This is a genomic window from Brevundimonas sp. (genome assembly GCF_035561115.1).
Taxonomy (GTDB): Bacteria; Pseudomonadota; Alphaproteobacteria; order Caulobacterales; family Caulobacteraceae; genus Brevundimonas.
Genome location: NZ_DATMYH010000031.1, coordinates 1 through 13,764, shown reverse-complemented (window position 1 = coordinate 13,764; position 13,764 = coordinate 1). Strand labels below are relative to the sequence as shown.

At 68.8% G+C, this 13,764-nt stretch carries 16 protein-coding genes and 4 tRNA genes; 3 read left to right on the top strand and 17 right to left on the bottom strand.

All coding sequences use genetic code 11. The annotated features are described in order from the left end of the window. Nucleotides 1–73 precede the first annotated feature (73 nt). The 5 genes from VN378_RS04230 to VN378_RS04210 form a co-directional block, all read right to left on the bottom strand. Nucleotides 74–520, bottom strand: coding sequence for a hypothetical protein (locus tag VN378_RS04230; protein ID WP_325741286.1), 447 nt, complete (start codon nucleotides 518–520; stop codon nucleotides 74–76). Between the two features lie 30 nt (nucleotides 521–550). Beyond that, nucleotides 551–1,321, bottom strand: a complete 771-nt coding sequence (locus VN378_RS04225; protein WP_325741284.1) for an exodeoxyribonuclease III — start codon at nucleotides 1,319–1,321, stop codon at nucleotides 551–553. 37 nt (nucleotides 1,322–1,358) lie between these two features. Then, a tRNA-Gly gene (locus VN378_RS04220) sits at nucleotides 1,359–1,426 on the bottom strand. A 10-nt stretch (nucleotides 1,427–1,436) separates the two neighbouring features. Continuing rightward, nucleotides 1,437–1,513 (bottom strand) — tRNA-Arg (locus tag VN378_RS04215). A 137-nt stretch (nucleotides 1,514–1,650) separates the two neighbouring features. Next, on the bottom strand, nucleotides 1,651–1,956 hold the full coding sequence (locus VN378_RS04210; RefSeq protein ID WP_325741282.1) for an ETC complex I subunit: 306 nt from the start codon (nucleotides 1,954–1,956) through the stop codon (nucleotides 1,651–1,653). A gap of 191 nt (nucleotides 1,957–2,147) precedes the next feature. Between VN378_RS04210 and VN378_RS04205 the strand changes: the two genes are divergently transcribed. Then, a complete protein-coding gene (locus VN378_RS04205) occupies nucleotides 2,148–2,849 on the top strand; it encodes a VIT family protein (protein WP_325741280.1) in 702 nt (233 codons plus the stop codon). A gap of 80 nt (nucleotides 2,850–2,929) precedes the next feature. Here VN378_RS04205 and VN378_RS04200 read toward each other — a convergent pair. The 8 genes from VN378_RS04200 to VN378_RS04165 all read right to left on the bottom strand — a co-directional run bounded on the left by VN378_RS04200 (nucleotide 2,930) and on the right by VN378_RS04165 (nucleotide 8,334). Then, nucleotides 2,930–3,006, bottom strand: a tRNA-Pro gene (locus tag VN378_RS04200). Nucleotides 3,007–3,056: 50 nt separating this feature from the next. After that, the gene (locus VN378_RS04195) at nucleotides 3,057–3,527 is read right to left on the bottom strand and encodes a DUF192 domain-containing protein (RefSeq protein ID WP_325741278.1); all 471 of its coding nucleotides are present in this window, start codon (nucleotides 3,525–3,527) and stop codon (nucleotides 3,057–3,059) included. A 29-nt stretch (nucleotides 3,528–3,556) separates the two neighbouring features. Continuing rightward, entirely contained in the window at nucleotides 3,557–4,126 is a 570-nt protein-coding gene (locus VN378_RS04190; RefSeq protein ID WP_325741276.1) for a cold-shock protein, read from the bottom strand. A 109-nt stretch (nucleotides 4,127–4,235) separates the two neighbouring features. Then, nucleotides 4,236–4,649, bottom strand: a complete 414-nt coding sequence (locus VN378_RS04185; RefSeq protein WP_325741274.1) for a response regulator — start codon at nucleotides 4,647–4,649, stop codon at nucleotides 4,236–4,238. Between the two features lie 110 nt (nucleotides 4,650–4,759). Then, a tRNA-Glu gene (locus VN378_RS04180) sits at nucleotides 4,760–4,834 on the bottom strand. Between the two features lie 212 nt (nucleotides 4,835–5,046). Continuing rightward, nucleotides 5,047–6,861: a single-stranded-DNA-specific exonuclease RecJ gene (gene recJ / locus VN378_RS04175; protein WP_325741272.1), complete on the bottom strand. Its 1,815-nt coding sequence runs from the start codon at nucleotides 6,859–6,861 to the stop codon at nucleotides 5,047–5,049. Then, nucleotides 6,861–7,817 carry a class II fructose-bisphosphatase gene (gene glpX / locus VN378_RS04170; RefSeq protein ID WP_325741270.1) on the bottom strand — a complete coding sequence of 319 codons (957 nt, stop codon included), beginning with the start codon at nucleotides 7,815–7,817 and terminating at the stop codon, nucleotides 6,861–6,863. The genes recJ and glpX overlap by 1 nt, the downstream gene beginning before the upstream one ends. Nucleotides 7,818–7,881: 64 nt before the next feature. Continuing rightward, nucleotides 7,882–8,334 carry a hypothetical protein gene (locus tag VN378_RS04165; RefSeq protein ID WP_325741268.1) on the bottom strand — a complete coding sequence of 151 codons (453 nt, stop codon included), beginning with the start codon at nucleotides 8,332–8,334 and terminating at the stop codon, nucleotides 7,882–7,884. 89 nt (nucleotides 8,335–8,423) lie between these two features. On the opposite strand from VN378_RS04165, the gene phaC reads away from it, so the two are divergent. Together phaC and VN378_RS04155 are read left to right on the top strand one after the other, a co-directional pair. After that, nucleotides 8,424–10,388 carry a class I poly(R)-hydroxyalkanoic acid synthase gene (gene phaC, locus VN378_RS04160; RefSeq protein ID WP_325741267.1) on the top strand — a complete coding sequence of 655 codons (1,965 nt, stop codon included), beginning with the start codon at nucleotides 8,424–8,426 and terminating at the stop codon, nucleotides 10,386–10,388. After that, nucleotides 10,385–10,768: a hypothetical protein gene (locus VN378_RS04155; RefSeq protein ID WP_325741265.1), complete on the top strand. Its 384-nt coding sequence runs from the start codon at nucleotides 10,385–10,387 to the stop codon at nucleotides 10,766–10,768. The genes phaC and VN378_RS04155 overlap by 4 nt, the downstream gene beginning before the upstream one ends. Here VN378_RS04155 and msrB read toward each other — a convergent pair. The 4 genes from msrB to rplM all read right to left on the bottom strand — a co-directional run bounded on the left by msrB (nucleotide 10,756) and on the right by rplM (nucleotide 13,599). After that, nucleotides 10,756–11,250 carry a peptide-methionine (R)-S-oxide reductase MsrB gene (gene msrB / locus VN378_RS04150; RefSeq protein ID WP_325741263.1) on the bottom strand — a complete coding sequence of 165 codons (495 nt, stop codon included), beginning with the start codon at nucleotides 11,248–11,250 and terminating at the stop codon, nucleotides 10,756–10,758. The two genes, VN378_RS04155 and msrB, sit on opposite strands and share 13 nt — an antisense overlap. 154 nt (nucleotides 11,251–11,404) lie before the next feature. Beyond that, nucleotides 11,405–12,352 carry an N-acetyl-gamma-glutamyl-phosphate reductase gene (gene argC / locus VN378_RS04145; RefSeq protein WP_325741261.1) on the bottom strand — a complete coding sequence of 316 codons (948 nt, stop codon included), beginning with the start codon at nucleotides 12,350–12,352 and terminating at the stop codon, nucleotides 11,405–11,407. Between the two features lie 234 nt (nucleotides 12,353–12,586). Next, the gene (gene rpsI, locus VN378_RS04140) at nucleotides 12,587–13,120 is read right to left on the bottom strand and encodes a 30S ribosomal protein S9 (RefSeq protein ID WP_325741259.1); all 534 of its coding nucleotides are present in this window, start codon (nucleotides 13,118–13,120) and stop codon (nucleotides 12,587–12,589) included. Between the two features lie 2 nt (nucleotides 13,121–13,122). After that, the gene (gene rplM / locus VN378_RS04135) at nucleotides 13,123–13,599 is read right to left on the bottom strand and encodes a 50S ribosomal protein L13 (protein ID WP_325741257.1); all 477 of its coding nucleotides are present in this window, start codon (nucleotides 13,597–13,599) and stop codon (nucleotides 13,123–13,125) included. Nucleotides 13,600–13,764 lie beyond the last annotated feature (165 nt).

Below are 13,764 nucleotides of genomic sequence, written 5' to 3'. Positions count from 1 at the left end.
CTTCATGTCGGCCTTGAAGCCCCCGCCGACCTGATCGCCGACCTTGAAGCCGGCCTCGCCGCCTGGCGAGCCGCTATCGGCTGAGCTTCGCCCGCAGCGCGTCGGCCGCCTTCACCTGACGCTTGACCATCGCCGCCGCTTCCCGCTCCAGTTCGGCCCGCCGGGCCTCCAGCGCCTGAGTCTCCCTCTTCTGCGCCGCGTCCAGTTCCGCCAGTTCCTCCTCCAGCAACTCCACCCGGGCCAGATCCTTTGCGCTCGGCCTGCGGGTCTTCGCCGCCTTCGGCGCCCTGGTCTCCTCCACCTTGCCGATATCGACCGACAGACCCCGCTCGATCAGTTCCCCCGGCGCCTTCAGCGCGGCCTCCTTGTCCGGCCCCTCCGCCGCCTCCACCGCCGAGCCATCCTTGAACAGGTCGCGCTTCACGCCCCAGGCTTCCAGCGCCTTCGCCCGCGACGTCGCCGCAACCGTCCAGGAATGGAAGCCGTCGGAATAGGAAAAGACCTTCAGGGCGCGCGCCATGACGTCTGAACGGTCAAGCTCCGTTGCGGTTCAGTCCAGCACGATCCAGGCCGGCGCGTGGTCGCTGGCCCGTTCCCGCCCGCGCACCTCCCGGTCCACCCCGGCGTCGCTCAGCCGCGCGGCGATGGACGGGCTCAGCAGCAGGTGATCGATCCGCAAACCCGCATCCCGCTCCCACGCCTGCCGGAAATACTGCCAGAAGGTCCACGGCGGCGGATCGTGCGGAAACCGCTCGCGGATCGCGTCGGTCCAGCCCTGGTCCAGCAACCGCGCATAGGCCGCCCGGCTTTCGGGCTGCAGCAGGGCGTCCTTTTTCCACGAGCGGCTGTTGTAGATGTCGGCCTCGGTCGGCACGACGTTGTAATCCCCCGCCAGCACCACCGGCGCCCCACTGGCCAGCAGCCCCTCGGCATGGGCGATCAGCCGCTCGAACCACGCCAGCTTGTAGTCGAATTTCGGCCCCGGCTGCGGATTGCCGTTGGGCAGATAGAGGGAGGCCACAAGCACCCCGTCCACCGCCGCCTCGATGTATCGGCTCTGCGCATCGCCCTCGTCGCCCGGCAGGCCGCGCCGCGTAACGACCGGCTCCGACCGCGACAGGATCGCCACCCCGTTCCAGCGATGCTCACCCTTCCACACGGCGTGATAGCCGGCGTCGCGCAGGGCGGCCGCGGGAAACTGCGCATCCGTCGCCTTCAGCTCCTGCAGGCAGACCACGTCCGGCCGCGCCTCATCCAGCCACGCCAGCAGGTTCGGCAGCCGCGTATTGACGCCGTTGATGTTGAAGGTCGCGATCTGCATCGCCCCACAATGCACAGGCGACCGGCGGGTTCAGGAATGGCGCCCCCGGCAGGACTCGAACCTGCAACATCCCGCTTGGAAGGCGGGTGCTCTATCCGTGGAACCGGTTCAGGAATGGCGCGCCCAGCAGGACTCGAACCTGCAACATCCCGCTTAGAAGGCGGGTGCTCTATCCGGTTGAGCTATGGGCGCCCGAGGACCGTCGCGATCCGGCTCAAGTAGCGCGAAGCGCGGTAGCCGAACAAGGATGCGGCTCAAGTAGCGCGAAGCGCGATAGCCGCAAACAGCCGCGCCTCAAGTAGCCCGAAGGGCGGCAGGCGCACCTGAACTCAGTGCGTCCAGGGTTGCTTGCGGAAGGTGGCGAAATTGTCGGCATAGGCCTTGAGGATGACCGGCGGATCCTGCGGCTCGTGCAGACGGAACGGAATGCCGTGCCGTTCGGCGTAGGCCACCGCCTCCTCGGCCGAATCGAAGCTCAGACGCACCTGTCCGTTCATGTCGGTCGAACTGGTCCAGCCCATCAGCGGATCGATCGTGCGCGCCGACGCCGGTTCGAATTCCAGGCGCCACTCTCTCGCCGCGGCCTTGCCGGACTGCATCGCGGTCTTTGCGGGGCGATAGATGCGGGCAAGCATGGAGGGGCTCCTGACGATCGTGGGCGGACGCGGGTCCGCGCAGCGCCAGATACCCCGACCCCGTGCCCCGGTCCAGCATCCCGGCGTCGGGGCGTTCAGGCTGCGCCGCGGCCCTGTTTCATCACCATGTGTTGAAGGACGAGACCCCGGGGCCCATGCTGTCCGGCCGACACTAACCGGGGACACCATCCATGAGCCGCCTTGAACGCCACCCGGAGCGCCACCTGATCGCCCGCATCGGCTGGCTGCGCGCCGCCGTCCTCGGCGCCAACGACGGCCTCGTCTCCACGGCCAGCCTGGTCGTGGGGGTGGCGGCGGCCGACGCGGCGCGCGGAGGCGTACTGATCGCCGGCGTCGCCGGCCTGGTGGCCGGGGCCATGTCGATGGCCGCCGGCGAATACGTCTCGGTCAGCTCCCAGTCCGACACTGAAAAGGCCGACCTCGCCCGTGAAACCGCCGAACTGGCCGCCGATCCGGAAGCCGAGGTCAATGAGCTGGCGGCCATCTACGCCGCCCGCGGCGTCGAGCCCGCCCTGTCGCGGCAGGTGGCGCAACAGTTGATGGCTCGGGACGCCCTGGGGGCCCACGCCCGCGACGAGCTGGGCATTTCCGACTTCACCACGGCCCGGCCGATCCAGGCCGCCCTGACCTCGGCCCTGACCTTCGCCCTCGGCGCCGCGCCGCCGCTGGTCGTGGTCCTGCTGGCGCCGCTGAACGGGCTGATCGTCTGGGTCAGCGTCACGGCCCTGGCGGGGTTGATGGGGCTGGGCGCGCTCGGAGCGATGGCCGGCGGCGCCGACGTGCCCCGCTCGGTGCTTCGCGTGGCCTTCTGGGGCGTGATCGCCATGGCCGCCACCGCGGGCATCGGCCGTCTGTTCGGGACGGTGGTCTAGAAGAGTCTCCGCCCGGCGGTAACGGCGTTGCAGCGGGAACGCCCGTCAGGCCCTGGCGCTATGCACGCCGCTCGGGTCTTTGGTCGGAGTGAGAGGATTCGAACCTCCGACCCTCTGGTCCCAAACCAGATGCGCTACCAGGCTGCGCTACACTCCGGCGGCGGGATTTGACACACTCGGGGCCGCGCCGCAACGCGCGGGGCGTGCTTATTCGGCGAAGAATGGATGGCGGACCACGTCGCCCGCCTTCGCCCCGATCTCGTCGGCGCGCCCCGCCCGCAGTTCCAGCACGCCGCTGGCCGGGCCGTTCGACGGAATGACCGCGTCCGACTGCGGCGTGGCGTTCTTCGCGATCGAGACGATCCGCCCGCGCGGGTCGATGTAGATGATGTCCAGCGGACTGGGCGTGTTGTGCATCCAGAAGCCGCGCTCGGCCACGTCGGGGAACTGGAACAGCATGCCGCGGTCGTCCGGCAGCGGATCGCGGAACATCAGCCCCCGCTGCCGCTCGACCTCGTCGTCGGCGATCTCGACCATGAAGCGGTGCTCGCCGCTGGCGGTGGTGATGGTCAGGGCTTCCAGCGGATTCCCCTGGGCGTCCTTGGGCGTTCCCGCCCCGGCGCAGGCGGCCAGCAGGACCGCGGCGGACAGGACGGCCAGTATTCCACGACGTAGCATCACGCATCCACCCTCATCGGGGGCGGAGACTATCCGCCCGGCCTGATTTCCGCGACCACCAGGCCCTTGGGCCCTTCGGCGAACCGCACCGCGACCGTTTCGCCCGGCAGGAGGTCATCCAGGCCGCAGCGCCGCAAGGTCTCGACATGGACGAAGATATCGCCGGGCGCGCCGTCGCGCACCACGAATCCGTAGCCCTTGGTGCGATTGAACCATTTTACCACGGCGGTCTCCATCGGCCCGCCCGAGGCCGTCTCGCCGTCAGCGATCCGCGACGCCTCCTGCTGTCTCAGACCGTCGTAGCCGCTGCGCTTCGGCGCGGGCGCCAGTTCGGGATCGCCCTCGCCCAGTTCGTGCACTTCGGTGACCTGCCAGCCCTTGGGGCGCCGGGCGCAGTCGCAGGTGATGGGCGCGCCTTCGGGCGCCGTGTCCCGCCCGGCGTCGCGCAAGCTGGAGATGTGCAGCAGAACGTCCTTCATGTCCGTCAGACCGGGATCGTCGGGCACGATGAAGCCGTACCCCTTGCCGGGATCGAACCACTTCACCCGCCCCGCGATACGCACCGCAGCGACCGTCCCAACGCCCTCGTAGTCAGACACAGCCTTCCCCCAGCCCGCGACCCTTGCGGACGGCGCTTATTTAACACGGTTCTGTGAACCTCGGAAAAGTAAAAAATTCCGGTTTTCCTGCGGAATCGACGAACTTGCGTCAGATTGGACGTTCAGGCCTATCCAGAACGGCGCGAACCTTCCGCATCAGATCGGGGCTGCGGTAGGGTTTGCCGATCAATTCCAGCCCGGCGTTATCGTTGGCGCGGTTCCCCCAGCCGGTCGTCAGCAGGACCGGAATCCCGGGTCGAAGCCGCCGCACCTCGGCGGCCAGGGCCAGGCCGTCCATCGCGCCGGGCATGACGATGTCGGTGAACAGCAGGTCGAACGCCAGGCCTTCCCTGACCAGAGCCAACGCCTCATCGGCGTCGCCGGCCTGATGAACCTCGAAGCCCGCCTCCTCGAGCAGGGTCGCGCCCATCAGCCGGACCTCGGCGTTGTCCTCGACCATCAGGATGGACTCGCGGCCGTCATCGAGCGGCAGGTCGCGCTCCGGAGACGGTTCGTCGGACATGTGGATCAACGGGCTTCCCCCTCGCCCGACCGCCGGACGCGACCTTCAAACGCGCCAGACCCTGAAAGGCTCGGCGAGACGGTCGATAGCGAAAAGGGAAGGCTCCGCGCTGGCAGTCCCTAGGGGAGTCGAACCCCTCTTTTCAGGTTGAAAACCTGACGTCCTAACCGATAGACGAAGGGACCGCTGCGCGGAGAGCGGGCGATATAGCCGCCGATTCCGGGGCGTGCAACCCGCAAAACGCCTGAGAGCGACACACAATATTCCGTGCATCCCCGCGAAGGCGGGGACCCAGGCTTGAGCCCGTGCCGCCTGTCTGATTTTGCCTGCGGCCTCTCGTGCCGCTTGTGCGGAGCCAAAACCTGGGTCCCCGCCTTCGCGGGGGATGAGCGGGGAGTCACGCCATCCGCGGATCGGCCACGTCCTCGATCTCGAATTGCACGCCCTTGCGGCCGTTCCAGTCGTCGGCCTTCAGCCGTCCGGCGACGCTCAGCCCGCCCTGTCCGGACAACAGCGACTGGCCCCCGGGCAGGTCGGCGCAACGCCAGGCGATCGCCTTGACCGACGCCCCGTCGGCCCCGACCAGCCGGCAGCGCACATGGCCGCCGTTCATGGCCACGGCGTCTCGGACCGCCACATGCTCCAGGGCGAACAGCGGCTCCGGATTGGCCGGCCCGAACGGCGCCAACTGCTCGAACTGTTCGAACAAAGCCCGCGTCGCCGCGCCGGGATCGATCAGGGCGTCGATCTCGACCAGGTCCAGCGCATCCGCCGCCGCCTGCTCGCCCGCCATCCGCTCATTGAGAAAATCACGCAGCCGCCCGATGTCCTCGGCCCGCACCGTCAGGCCCGCCGCCATGGCGTGCCCGCCTCCGGCCATCAGCACGCCCGTCTCCCACGCCGCCTGCACGGCCTTGCCCAGATTCATGCCGGGCTGCGACCGGCCCGAGCCCTTGCCGACGCCATTTACGGCGTCGACGCCGATCACCACCACCGGCTTGCGCCAGCGTTCGCGCAGCCGCCCCGCGACGATGCCGACCACGCCAGGGTGCCATTCCTCGCCCTCGATCACCACCACGGCCGAGCCGTCGGCGTGGGCGCCGGTGGCCTCGACCATCCGCGTGGCCTGATCCGTCACCTGCCGCTCGACCTCGCGCCGGGCGATGTTCAGCGCGTCCAGCTCCTGCGCCAGGGCCGCCGCCTCGGCCGGATCGTCGGTCGACAGCAGGCGCGCGCCGAGATCCGACTTGCCGATCCGCCCGCCGGCATTGATGCGCGGGCCGAGGATGAAGCCCGCATGGTTCGACTTGGCCGCCCCCGGCTCGACGCCCGCCGCGGCCAGCAGGGCCCTGAGCCCCGGATTGCCCCACTCCGACATCCGCCGCAGCCCGAGGCTGGTCAGCGCCCGGTTGAAGCCTGTCAGACCCGTGACGTCGCAGATCGCCCCCATGGCCGCCAGATCCAGCCACTGGCGGATATCCGGCTCCTTCACATCCCCGAACATGCCCCGCCGCCGCGCCTCGCGGTTCAGCGCCGCCAGCAGAACGAACACCACCCCCGCCGCGGCGAGGTTGCCCTGCCCCGAGTTGCAGCCCGGCCGGTTCGGGTTGACCACGGCGGCGCAGACCGGCGGATGCTCGCGCATCATGTGGTGGTCGATGACCACCACCTTCAGCCCGATCGACGCCGCATGGGCCACCGCCTCATTGGCCGCGGCGCCGCAGTCGACGGTGATGACCAGGTCGGCGCCCGAGGCCTTCAGCGTATCGAACGCCCGCGCGCTGGGGCCGTAGCCCTCGGTCATCCGGTCCGGCACATAGATCGGCAGGTCCGCGCCCATGGCCCGGAACCAGCGCACCAGCAGGGCCGCGCTCGAGGCCCCGTCCACGTCATAGTCCGCGAACACATGGATCGAGGCCTGCGCCTGCAGGGCGTCCAGGATCGCCTCGGCCGCCGCGTCCATGTCCATGAAGCTGGACGGGTCGGGGAACAGCGCCTTCAGCGTCGGCTGCAGGAAGTCCGCGCCCTGATCGGCGCGCACGCCCCGCGCCGCCAGCGCTCGGGCCAGCGGCTCTTCCAGACCCAGGGTCTGAATATGGGCGCGGATCAGTCCCGCCTCGGCCGGCCTCTGCCGCCAGGCGCGGCCGGACAGGGAGCGGGAGACGCCCAGGAAGGCTGGCCCGATACCGGAGACCGCGCCCCCGTCGGCCATCAGAGGGGCCGGATCGTGCGGATTCGCTGGACCGTCCGCGTCGAGGAATCCATCACCAGCGTATGGGTCGAGACGAAGCCGTCGGCGACCTTGACCCCGTCCAGCATGGCGCCCTTGGTCACCCCGGTGGCGGCGAAGATGGCGTCCTTCGACACCAGTTCGTGCAGGTCGTATTTGCGGTCGAAGTCGGTGACGCCCGTCTTGCGCGCCCTTTCCCGCTCGTCGTCGTTGCGGAAGATCAGACGGCCCTGGAAATGACCGCCGACGCATTTCAGGGCGCTGGCCGCCAGCACGCCTTCCGGCGCCCCGCCCGAGCCCAGATACAGGTCGATGCCCGTCTCGGGCTCGGCGGTGTGGATCACCCCCGCCACGTCGCCGTCGGTGATCAGCAGCACCCGTGCCCCGACCTCGCGCAGCGCCGCGATCAGCTCGGCGTGGCGCGGCCGGTCCATGACGCAGACGGTGATGTCGTGCGGCTTCACCCCCTTGGCAGAGGCCAGCGAGCGAACGTTGTCCTGGGGCTTCATGTCCAGATCGACGGTGCCGGGCGCGAAGCCGGGCCCGATGGCGATCTTGTCCATATAGGTGTCGGGCGCGTGCAGCATGCCGCCGCCGGGCGACATCGACAGCACGCAAAGCGCATTGGCCATGGCCTTGGCCGTCAGGGTCGTGCCTTCCAGCGGGTCCAGGGCGATGTCGATGGCCGGCCCTTTGCCGGTGCCGACCTTCTCGCCGATGTACAACATCGGCGCCTCGTCGCGCTCGCCCTCGCCGATGACGATCTTGCCGTCGATATCGAGAGCGTTCAGCGCCGTGCGCATGGCGTCGACGGCCAGCTGGTCGGCCGCCTTCTCGTCCCCGCGGCCGATCTGTGCGTAGCTGGCGATGGCGGCCAGCTCGGTCACCCGCGCAGCGTCGGCGGCGAGCGTTGAAGCGTAGGGGGCCGATGCGGCCATGGACGTTCTCCTGAGACGATGATCCCCGGATTCTGCCGTCCGGGCGACTGTTGTGTTGGGCGGTCTATTGAACCGGGCGGCGATCCACCGGTGGCGGGGCGCGGCCGCGCTCCCGGGTGCGGCGCACGAACTCTTCCATCTCCGCCTGGGTCCCTGCCGTCACCGGAGCGACCGGCGTGGCGTTGACCCGCGACTGGACGTCGGCGGCGAAGACCGCCGGATCGCCCGTCGTCTGCCAGTCGATGCGCGAGACCTCGCCGGCCAGGCCGCCGCTGGTCACCCGCAGCGTATTGACCCGGGCCGCGATGGCGACCGGCGCCGGCAGCGGCTCGCCGACCTTCGGAAAGTCGGCCCAGCGCGGGTATTCGTGATTCGCATCGACCAGCGCCTGCACGCGCGGCGCGACGGGCGAGGTGGCGTCGGTGGCGGGATCGAACAGGCCGACGCAGGCCGACAGCCCCCCCGTCAGCAGGACCGCCGCCGTCGTCGCTGCGATTTTCCGGATTGGCGCGTTCATGTCAGGCGCGGTCATATGCCATGATCGCGACAGGCGGAAGGGCGCGTGCGACCCTTGCGACCGATCCTGACGATCCCCGGAGCCCTCCCATGGCCAAGCGTCCGACCTCATCGCCTGCGCCCGACGCGGCCCCGCGCGCGCCGCGCAAGTCCGGCCGACCCACCTCGGCCAAGCCACCCCGCCCCCGCGCCGCCAAGGCCGTTCCGCCCGAACAGCCCGCGCCGAAGCCGAAGCCGGAGCCGGCGCCCGGGCCCGCGGCTCCGCCCGCCGAGGCCTTCGCCTTCCCCGGCGCGGAACAGCGGCAGATGCTTGAAACCCTGTCCATGAACCTGGCGAAGGCCGCGATGACGGCCCAGGCGGCCATCGCCGAGGCGGCCCTGTCCCAGGCCGACCGCCCCGCCGCCCTGTCGCCCGATCCCTTCAACGTCGGCCCGGCCATGAACTCCGTCATGACCAGCCTGGCCTCGCGCCCGGACAAGCTGTTCGCCGCCCAGGCCGATCTCTTCAACCGCTACATGGACCTGTGGGCCTCCACGACCCGCCGCGCCGCCGGCGAGGAGCCCCCCGCTCCCTCGAAGGACAAGCGATTCAAGGACCCGGCCTGGTCCGAAAACCCCGCCTTCGACGTCATGCGCCAGTCCTATCTGGTCACCGCCGACTGGATGAACGGCCTGGTCTCCAGCGTCGAGGACGTGGATCCCCTGACCAAACGCCGGGCCGAATTTTTCACAAAGCTGCTGACCGACGCCTTCTCCCCCTCCAACTTCCTCGCCTCCAACCCGGCGGCCCTGAAGGCCCTGGCCGAGACCAACGGCGAATCGCTGGTCAAGGGGATGCAGAATTTCGCCGCCGACATGGAGCGCGGCGCCGGCAAGCTGAAGATCAGCCAGGCCGACTACGGCAAGTTCGAAGTCGGAGTAAACGTCGCCACCGCCCCGGGCCAGGTCGTCTGGCGCGACGAGCTGTTCGAACTGATCCAGTTCGACGCCGCCACCGACAAGCAGCGCGCCATCCCCCTGCTGATCTTCCCGCCCTGGATCAACAAATTCTACATTCTGGACCTGCAGCCCGAGAACTCGATGATCCGCTGGCTCTCCGCCCAGGGCTTCACCGTCTTCGTCTGCTCCTGGGTCAATCCGGACAAGGACAAGGCCGGCTTCGGCTTCGACGACTATCTGGAAAAGGGGATCTACCGCGCCGTCGAAAAGGCGCTGGAGCAGTCGCAGGCCGATCACATCAACACCGTCGGCTACTGCATCGGCGGCACCCTGATGGGCGCGGCCCTGGCCCATATGGCGGCGAAGGGCGACAAGCGCGTCACCGCCAACACCTTCTTCGCCGCCCAGCACGACTTCGCCGAGGCCGGCGATCTGCTGCTGTTCACCGACGAGCACTGGCTGAACGAGATCGAACAACAGATGGACGCGGCGGGCGGCGTCCTGCCCGGCGCGGCCATGGCCGAGACCTTCAACGCCCTGCGCGCCAACGACCTGATCTGGTCCTTCTTCGTCAGCAACTATCTGATGGGCAAGGACCCGCCCGCCTTCGACCTGCTGTTCTGGAACGCCGACCAGACCCGCATGCCGAAGAAGCTGCACATGGACTATCTGCGCTCCATGTACGGCCAGAACCGCCTGTCGCGGGGCGAGTTCACCATCGGCGGGATCAAGGTCGACCTGTCGAAGGTGACCATCCCCCTCTATTTCCAGGCCAGCCGCGAGGATCACATCGCGCCGATGAATTCGGTCTACCGCTCGGCCCGCGCCTTCTCCGGCGCCGACGTGACCCTGACCCTGGCCGGCTCGGGCCATATCGCCGGGGTGGTCAATCCGCCCTCGGCCCACAAATACCAGCACTGGACCAACGCCGCCCTGCCCCCGACCCTCGCCGAATGGCAGGCGGGCGCCGAAGAGCATCCCGGTAGCTGGTGGGAGCACTGGGCCGCCTGGCTGCAGGCCCGCTCCGGCGACTGGGTCCCCGCCCGCGATCCGAAAAAAGGCCCGCTTCCGCCGATAGAACCGGCGCCGGGATCCTATGTGAAAGTGAAGTCTTGAAGCGTCTCGAACCGAATCTGCTGCTGGCCATGACCACCGGCTTCGCCCTGCTGCTGGTGGTCATCACCGCCACAGTCTACGGCCCGCCCATCGGCCTGATCCGCAATCCCCTGCTGGCCATCATTTGCGCCGGCGGCTTCGTGCTGCTGAACCCGCCGCTGCTGCGGATGATGAAGATCGCGCCGCGCCCGCCGCTGATCCATCCGGACAGCCGCGGCACGGCCGCCTGGGCCTCGCTGTTCCCGATGCTGGTCATCGCCGCCGCCGCGATCCCGGTCTTCTGGCCCGGCCCCGACTATGGCCTTCTGGTCCTGATCGCCTCGGTCTGGTTCGGCGCCACGGCGGAATCGGCGCTCAAGGCCCGCTCTCAGGCCGGCTGAAACTTCAGCGCCACGCCGTTGTTGCAATAGCGTTTTCCGGTCGGCCTCGGCCCGTCGTCGAAGATGTGCCCCTGATGCCCCAGGCAGCGGGCGCAGTGATATTCCGTGCGCGGAAAGCCGACCTCATAGTCGGTCTTCGTGCCGATATTGGCGGCGATGACGTCGTAGAAGCTCGGCCAGCCCGTGCCGCTGTCGAACTTCCACTGCGAGCGGAACAACGGCAGGTCGCAGCCGCGGCAGACGAAGGTCCCGCGCCGGTGCTCGTCGTTCAGCGGACTGGTTCCCGGGCGCTCCGTCGCCGCGTGGCGCAGGGTCTGATAGCTGGCCGCCGGCAACCGCGCCCGCCACTGGGCGTCCGTCAGCCGCCGGAACGGCGAGCTTGCATACTGCCGCTCGGAGGCGTCGGCGGTCCCCGGCGAACAGGCCGACAGGGCGACCGCGCCGGCGGTCAGGAACAGGTGGCGGCGGTTGAGCTGGGTCATGCGGGTGATACGTCGGGAGGACCGGCGAGGTTTCAAGTCCACTCGAGAAGAGGGCGGGTGAAAAGTGCTAGTGAGCAAGAGGTGAGCCGCTGTCGCTGGCGGCGCGCTGAGTCCCACTCACCTCTTGCTCATTAGCACCCCTCGCTCACCCCGATCACGCCAGTCCCGTCCCCTCGTCCAGCCCCAGCATCAGGTTCAGGTTCTGCACCGCCGCCCCCGACGCCCCCTTGCCGAGGTTGTCCAGCAGGGCGATCAGCCGCACCTGATCCCCGCCCCGGTCGCCGAACACATGCAGCCGCATCCGGTTGGTGCCGTTCAGCCCCTCGGGATCGATCCCGGTCATCGCCTCGGTCGTCTCCAGCTCCGCCACCTCGACAAACCGGCAGCCCGCATAGGCCTCGGCCAGCGCGCCATGCACCACCTCGACCGACGGCGACGACGGCAAGGCCGAAAGATGCAGCGGCACCTCGACCAGCATCCCCTGCAGGTACCGCCCCACCGCGGGCGCGAACAGCACCCGCCGCTCCAGCCCGGTGTGCAGCGTCATCTCCGGCACGTGCTTGTGCTGCAGCGACAGGCCATAGGCGTGGAACGGCTCCGTCGTGTGAGCCGAGCAGGTCTCGTCCTGATAGCGGATGATCATGTTCTTGCCGCCGCCGGAATAGCCCGACACCGCATTGACCGTGACCGGCCAGCCCGCCGGAATGATCCCCGCCGACGCCAGCGGCCGGACCAGGCCGATGAAGCCCGTCGGATAGCAGCCCGGGTTCGACACCCGCGTCGAGCCCGCGATCTTCTCCCGCTGTCCCGGCGCCATCTCGGCGAAGCCATAGGTCCAGGCCGGATCGACCCGGTACGCCGTCGAGGCGTCGATCACTCGCACCTTGGGGTTTTCGATCATCGCCACGGCTTCCTTCGCCGCCTCGTCGGGCAGGCACAGGATCACCGCGTCGGCGGCGTTCAGCGCCTCGCGCCGCGCCTCGACGTCGCGCCGCCGGTCGCCCAGCAGGATCAGTTCGAGGTCCGAACGCGCCTCCAGCCGGCGCAGGACGTCCAGGCCTGTCGTGCCGGCTTCGCCGTCGATGAAGATCGTGTGGGTCATCGGACGCTCCTGTCCCTTCTCCCCTTGCGGGAGAAGGTGGCCCGCGCAGCGGGTCGGATGAGGGGTCTCACTGACCCCGAAGTTTAGCGGATTTTGGACATCGCCCGGATGCTGCGACGTAACCCCTCATCCGTCAGGCTTCGCCTGCCACCTTCTCCCGCAAGGGGAGAAGGAAACAAGAAAAGGCGCCCCGGTTTCCCGGAGCGCCCTTTGTAGTCCAAGTCGCGGTTGCGACTAGCGCTTCGAGAACTGGAAGGACTTGCGGGCCTTGGCGCGGCCGTACTTCTTGCGCTCGACGACGCGGCTGTCGCGGGTCAGGAAGCCGTGCGGCTTCAGGACCGGGCGCAGCGCCGGCTCATAGTGGGTCAGGGCGTGCGACAGGCCGTGGCGGATGGCGCCGGCCTGGCCCGACAGGCCCGAGCCCTGGACGGTGCAGTCGACGTCGAACTGGGTCAGGCGGTCGGTCACTTCCAGCGGCTGGGCGATCATCATGCGCAGGATTTCGCGGGCGAAATACTGCATCTGATCCTTGCCGTTGATGGTGATCTTGCCCGAGCCGGGCTTGATCCACACGCGGGCGATCGCGTTCTTGCGCTTGCCGGTCGAATAGGCGCGGCCCTGGGCGTCCAGCTTCTGGACATAGACCGGGGCGTCCTCGGAGGCCGAGGCGGTGCCCAGGCCCTTGAGGGCGTCGAAGCCGGTCGCGGCGGGCGCGGCGGCGGGGGCGTCGTTCTCGACGGCGGGCGTTTCAGCAGTCACGTCGGTCATGCTCAGACGCTCCGGGTGTTCTTGGAGTTGGCCGACTTGAAGTCGATCGTTTCCGGCTGTTGGGCTTCGTGGGTGTGGGCGGGGCCGTTGAACAGGCGCAGGTGCGTCATCTGCAGGCGGGCCAGCGGGCTCTCCTTGGGCAGCATGCGCTCGACGGCCTTCTCAAGCACGCGCTCGGGGAAGCGGCCGTTCAGGACCTTCTCGGGGGTCGTCTGCTTGACGCCGCCCGGGTGGCCGGTGTGGCGGTAGTAGATCTTGTCGGTGTTCTTCTTGCCGGTGAACACCACCTTGTCGACGTTGGTGACGACGACATAGTCGCCGCAATCGACGTGCGGGGTGTAGTCGCCGCGGTGCTTGCCGCGCAGACGGTTGGCGATGAAGGTCGCGAGACGGCCCACCACGACGCCTTCGGCGTCGATGTGAATCCACTTCTTCGTGACCTCGGCCGGCTTCAGCGCGACCGTGGTGCTCTTCAGCATGTTCGGGGTTCCTGGGACAGACGAACGAGGGGGCCCTCCCGATGACCGGGACGAGCGGAAGGCGCGCTGATAGAGGAAGGGGGGCTTGGGGTCAATGGGGTTTGATTGGCCACATTGGGCTTATCTATCTGATATAAATCGACTAATCTATTACGGTACTAAAAT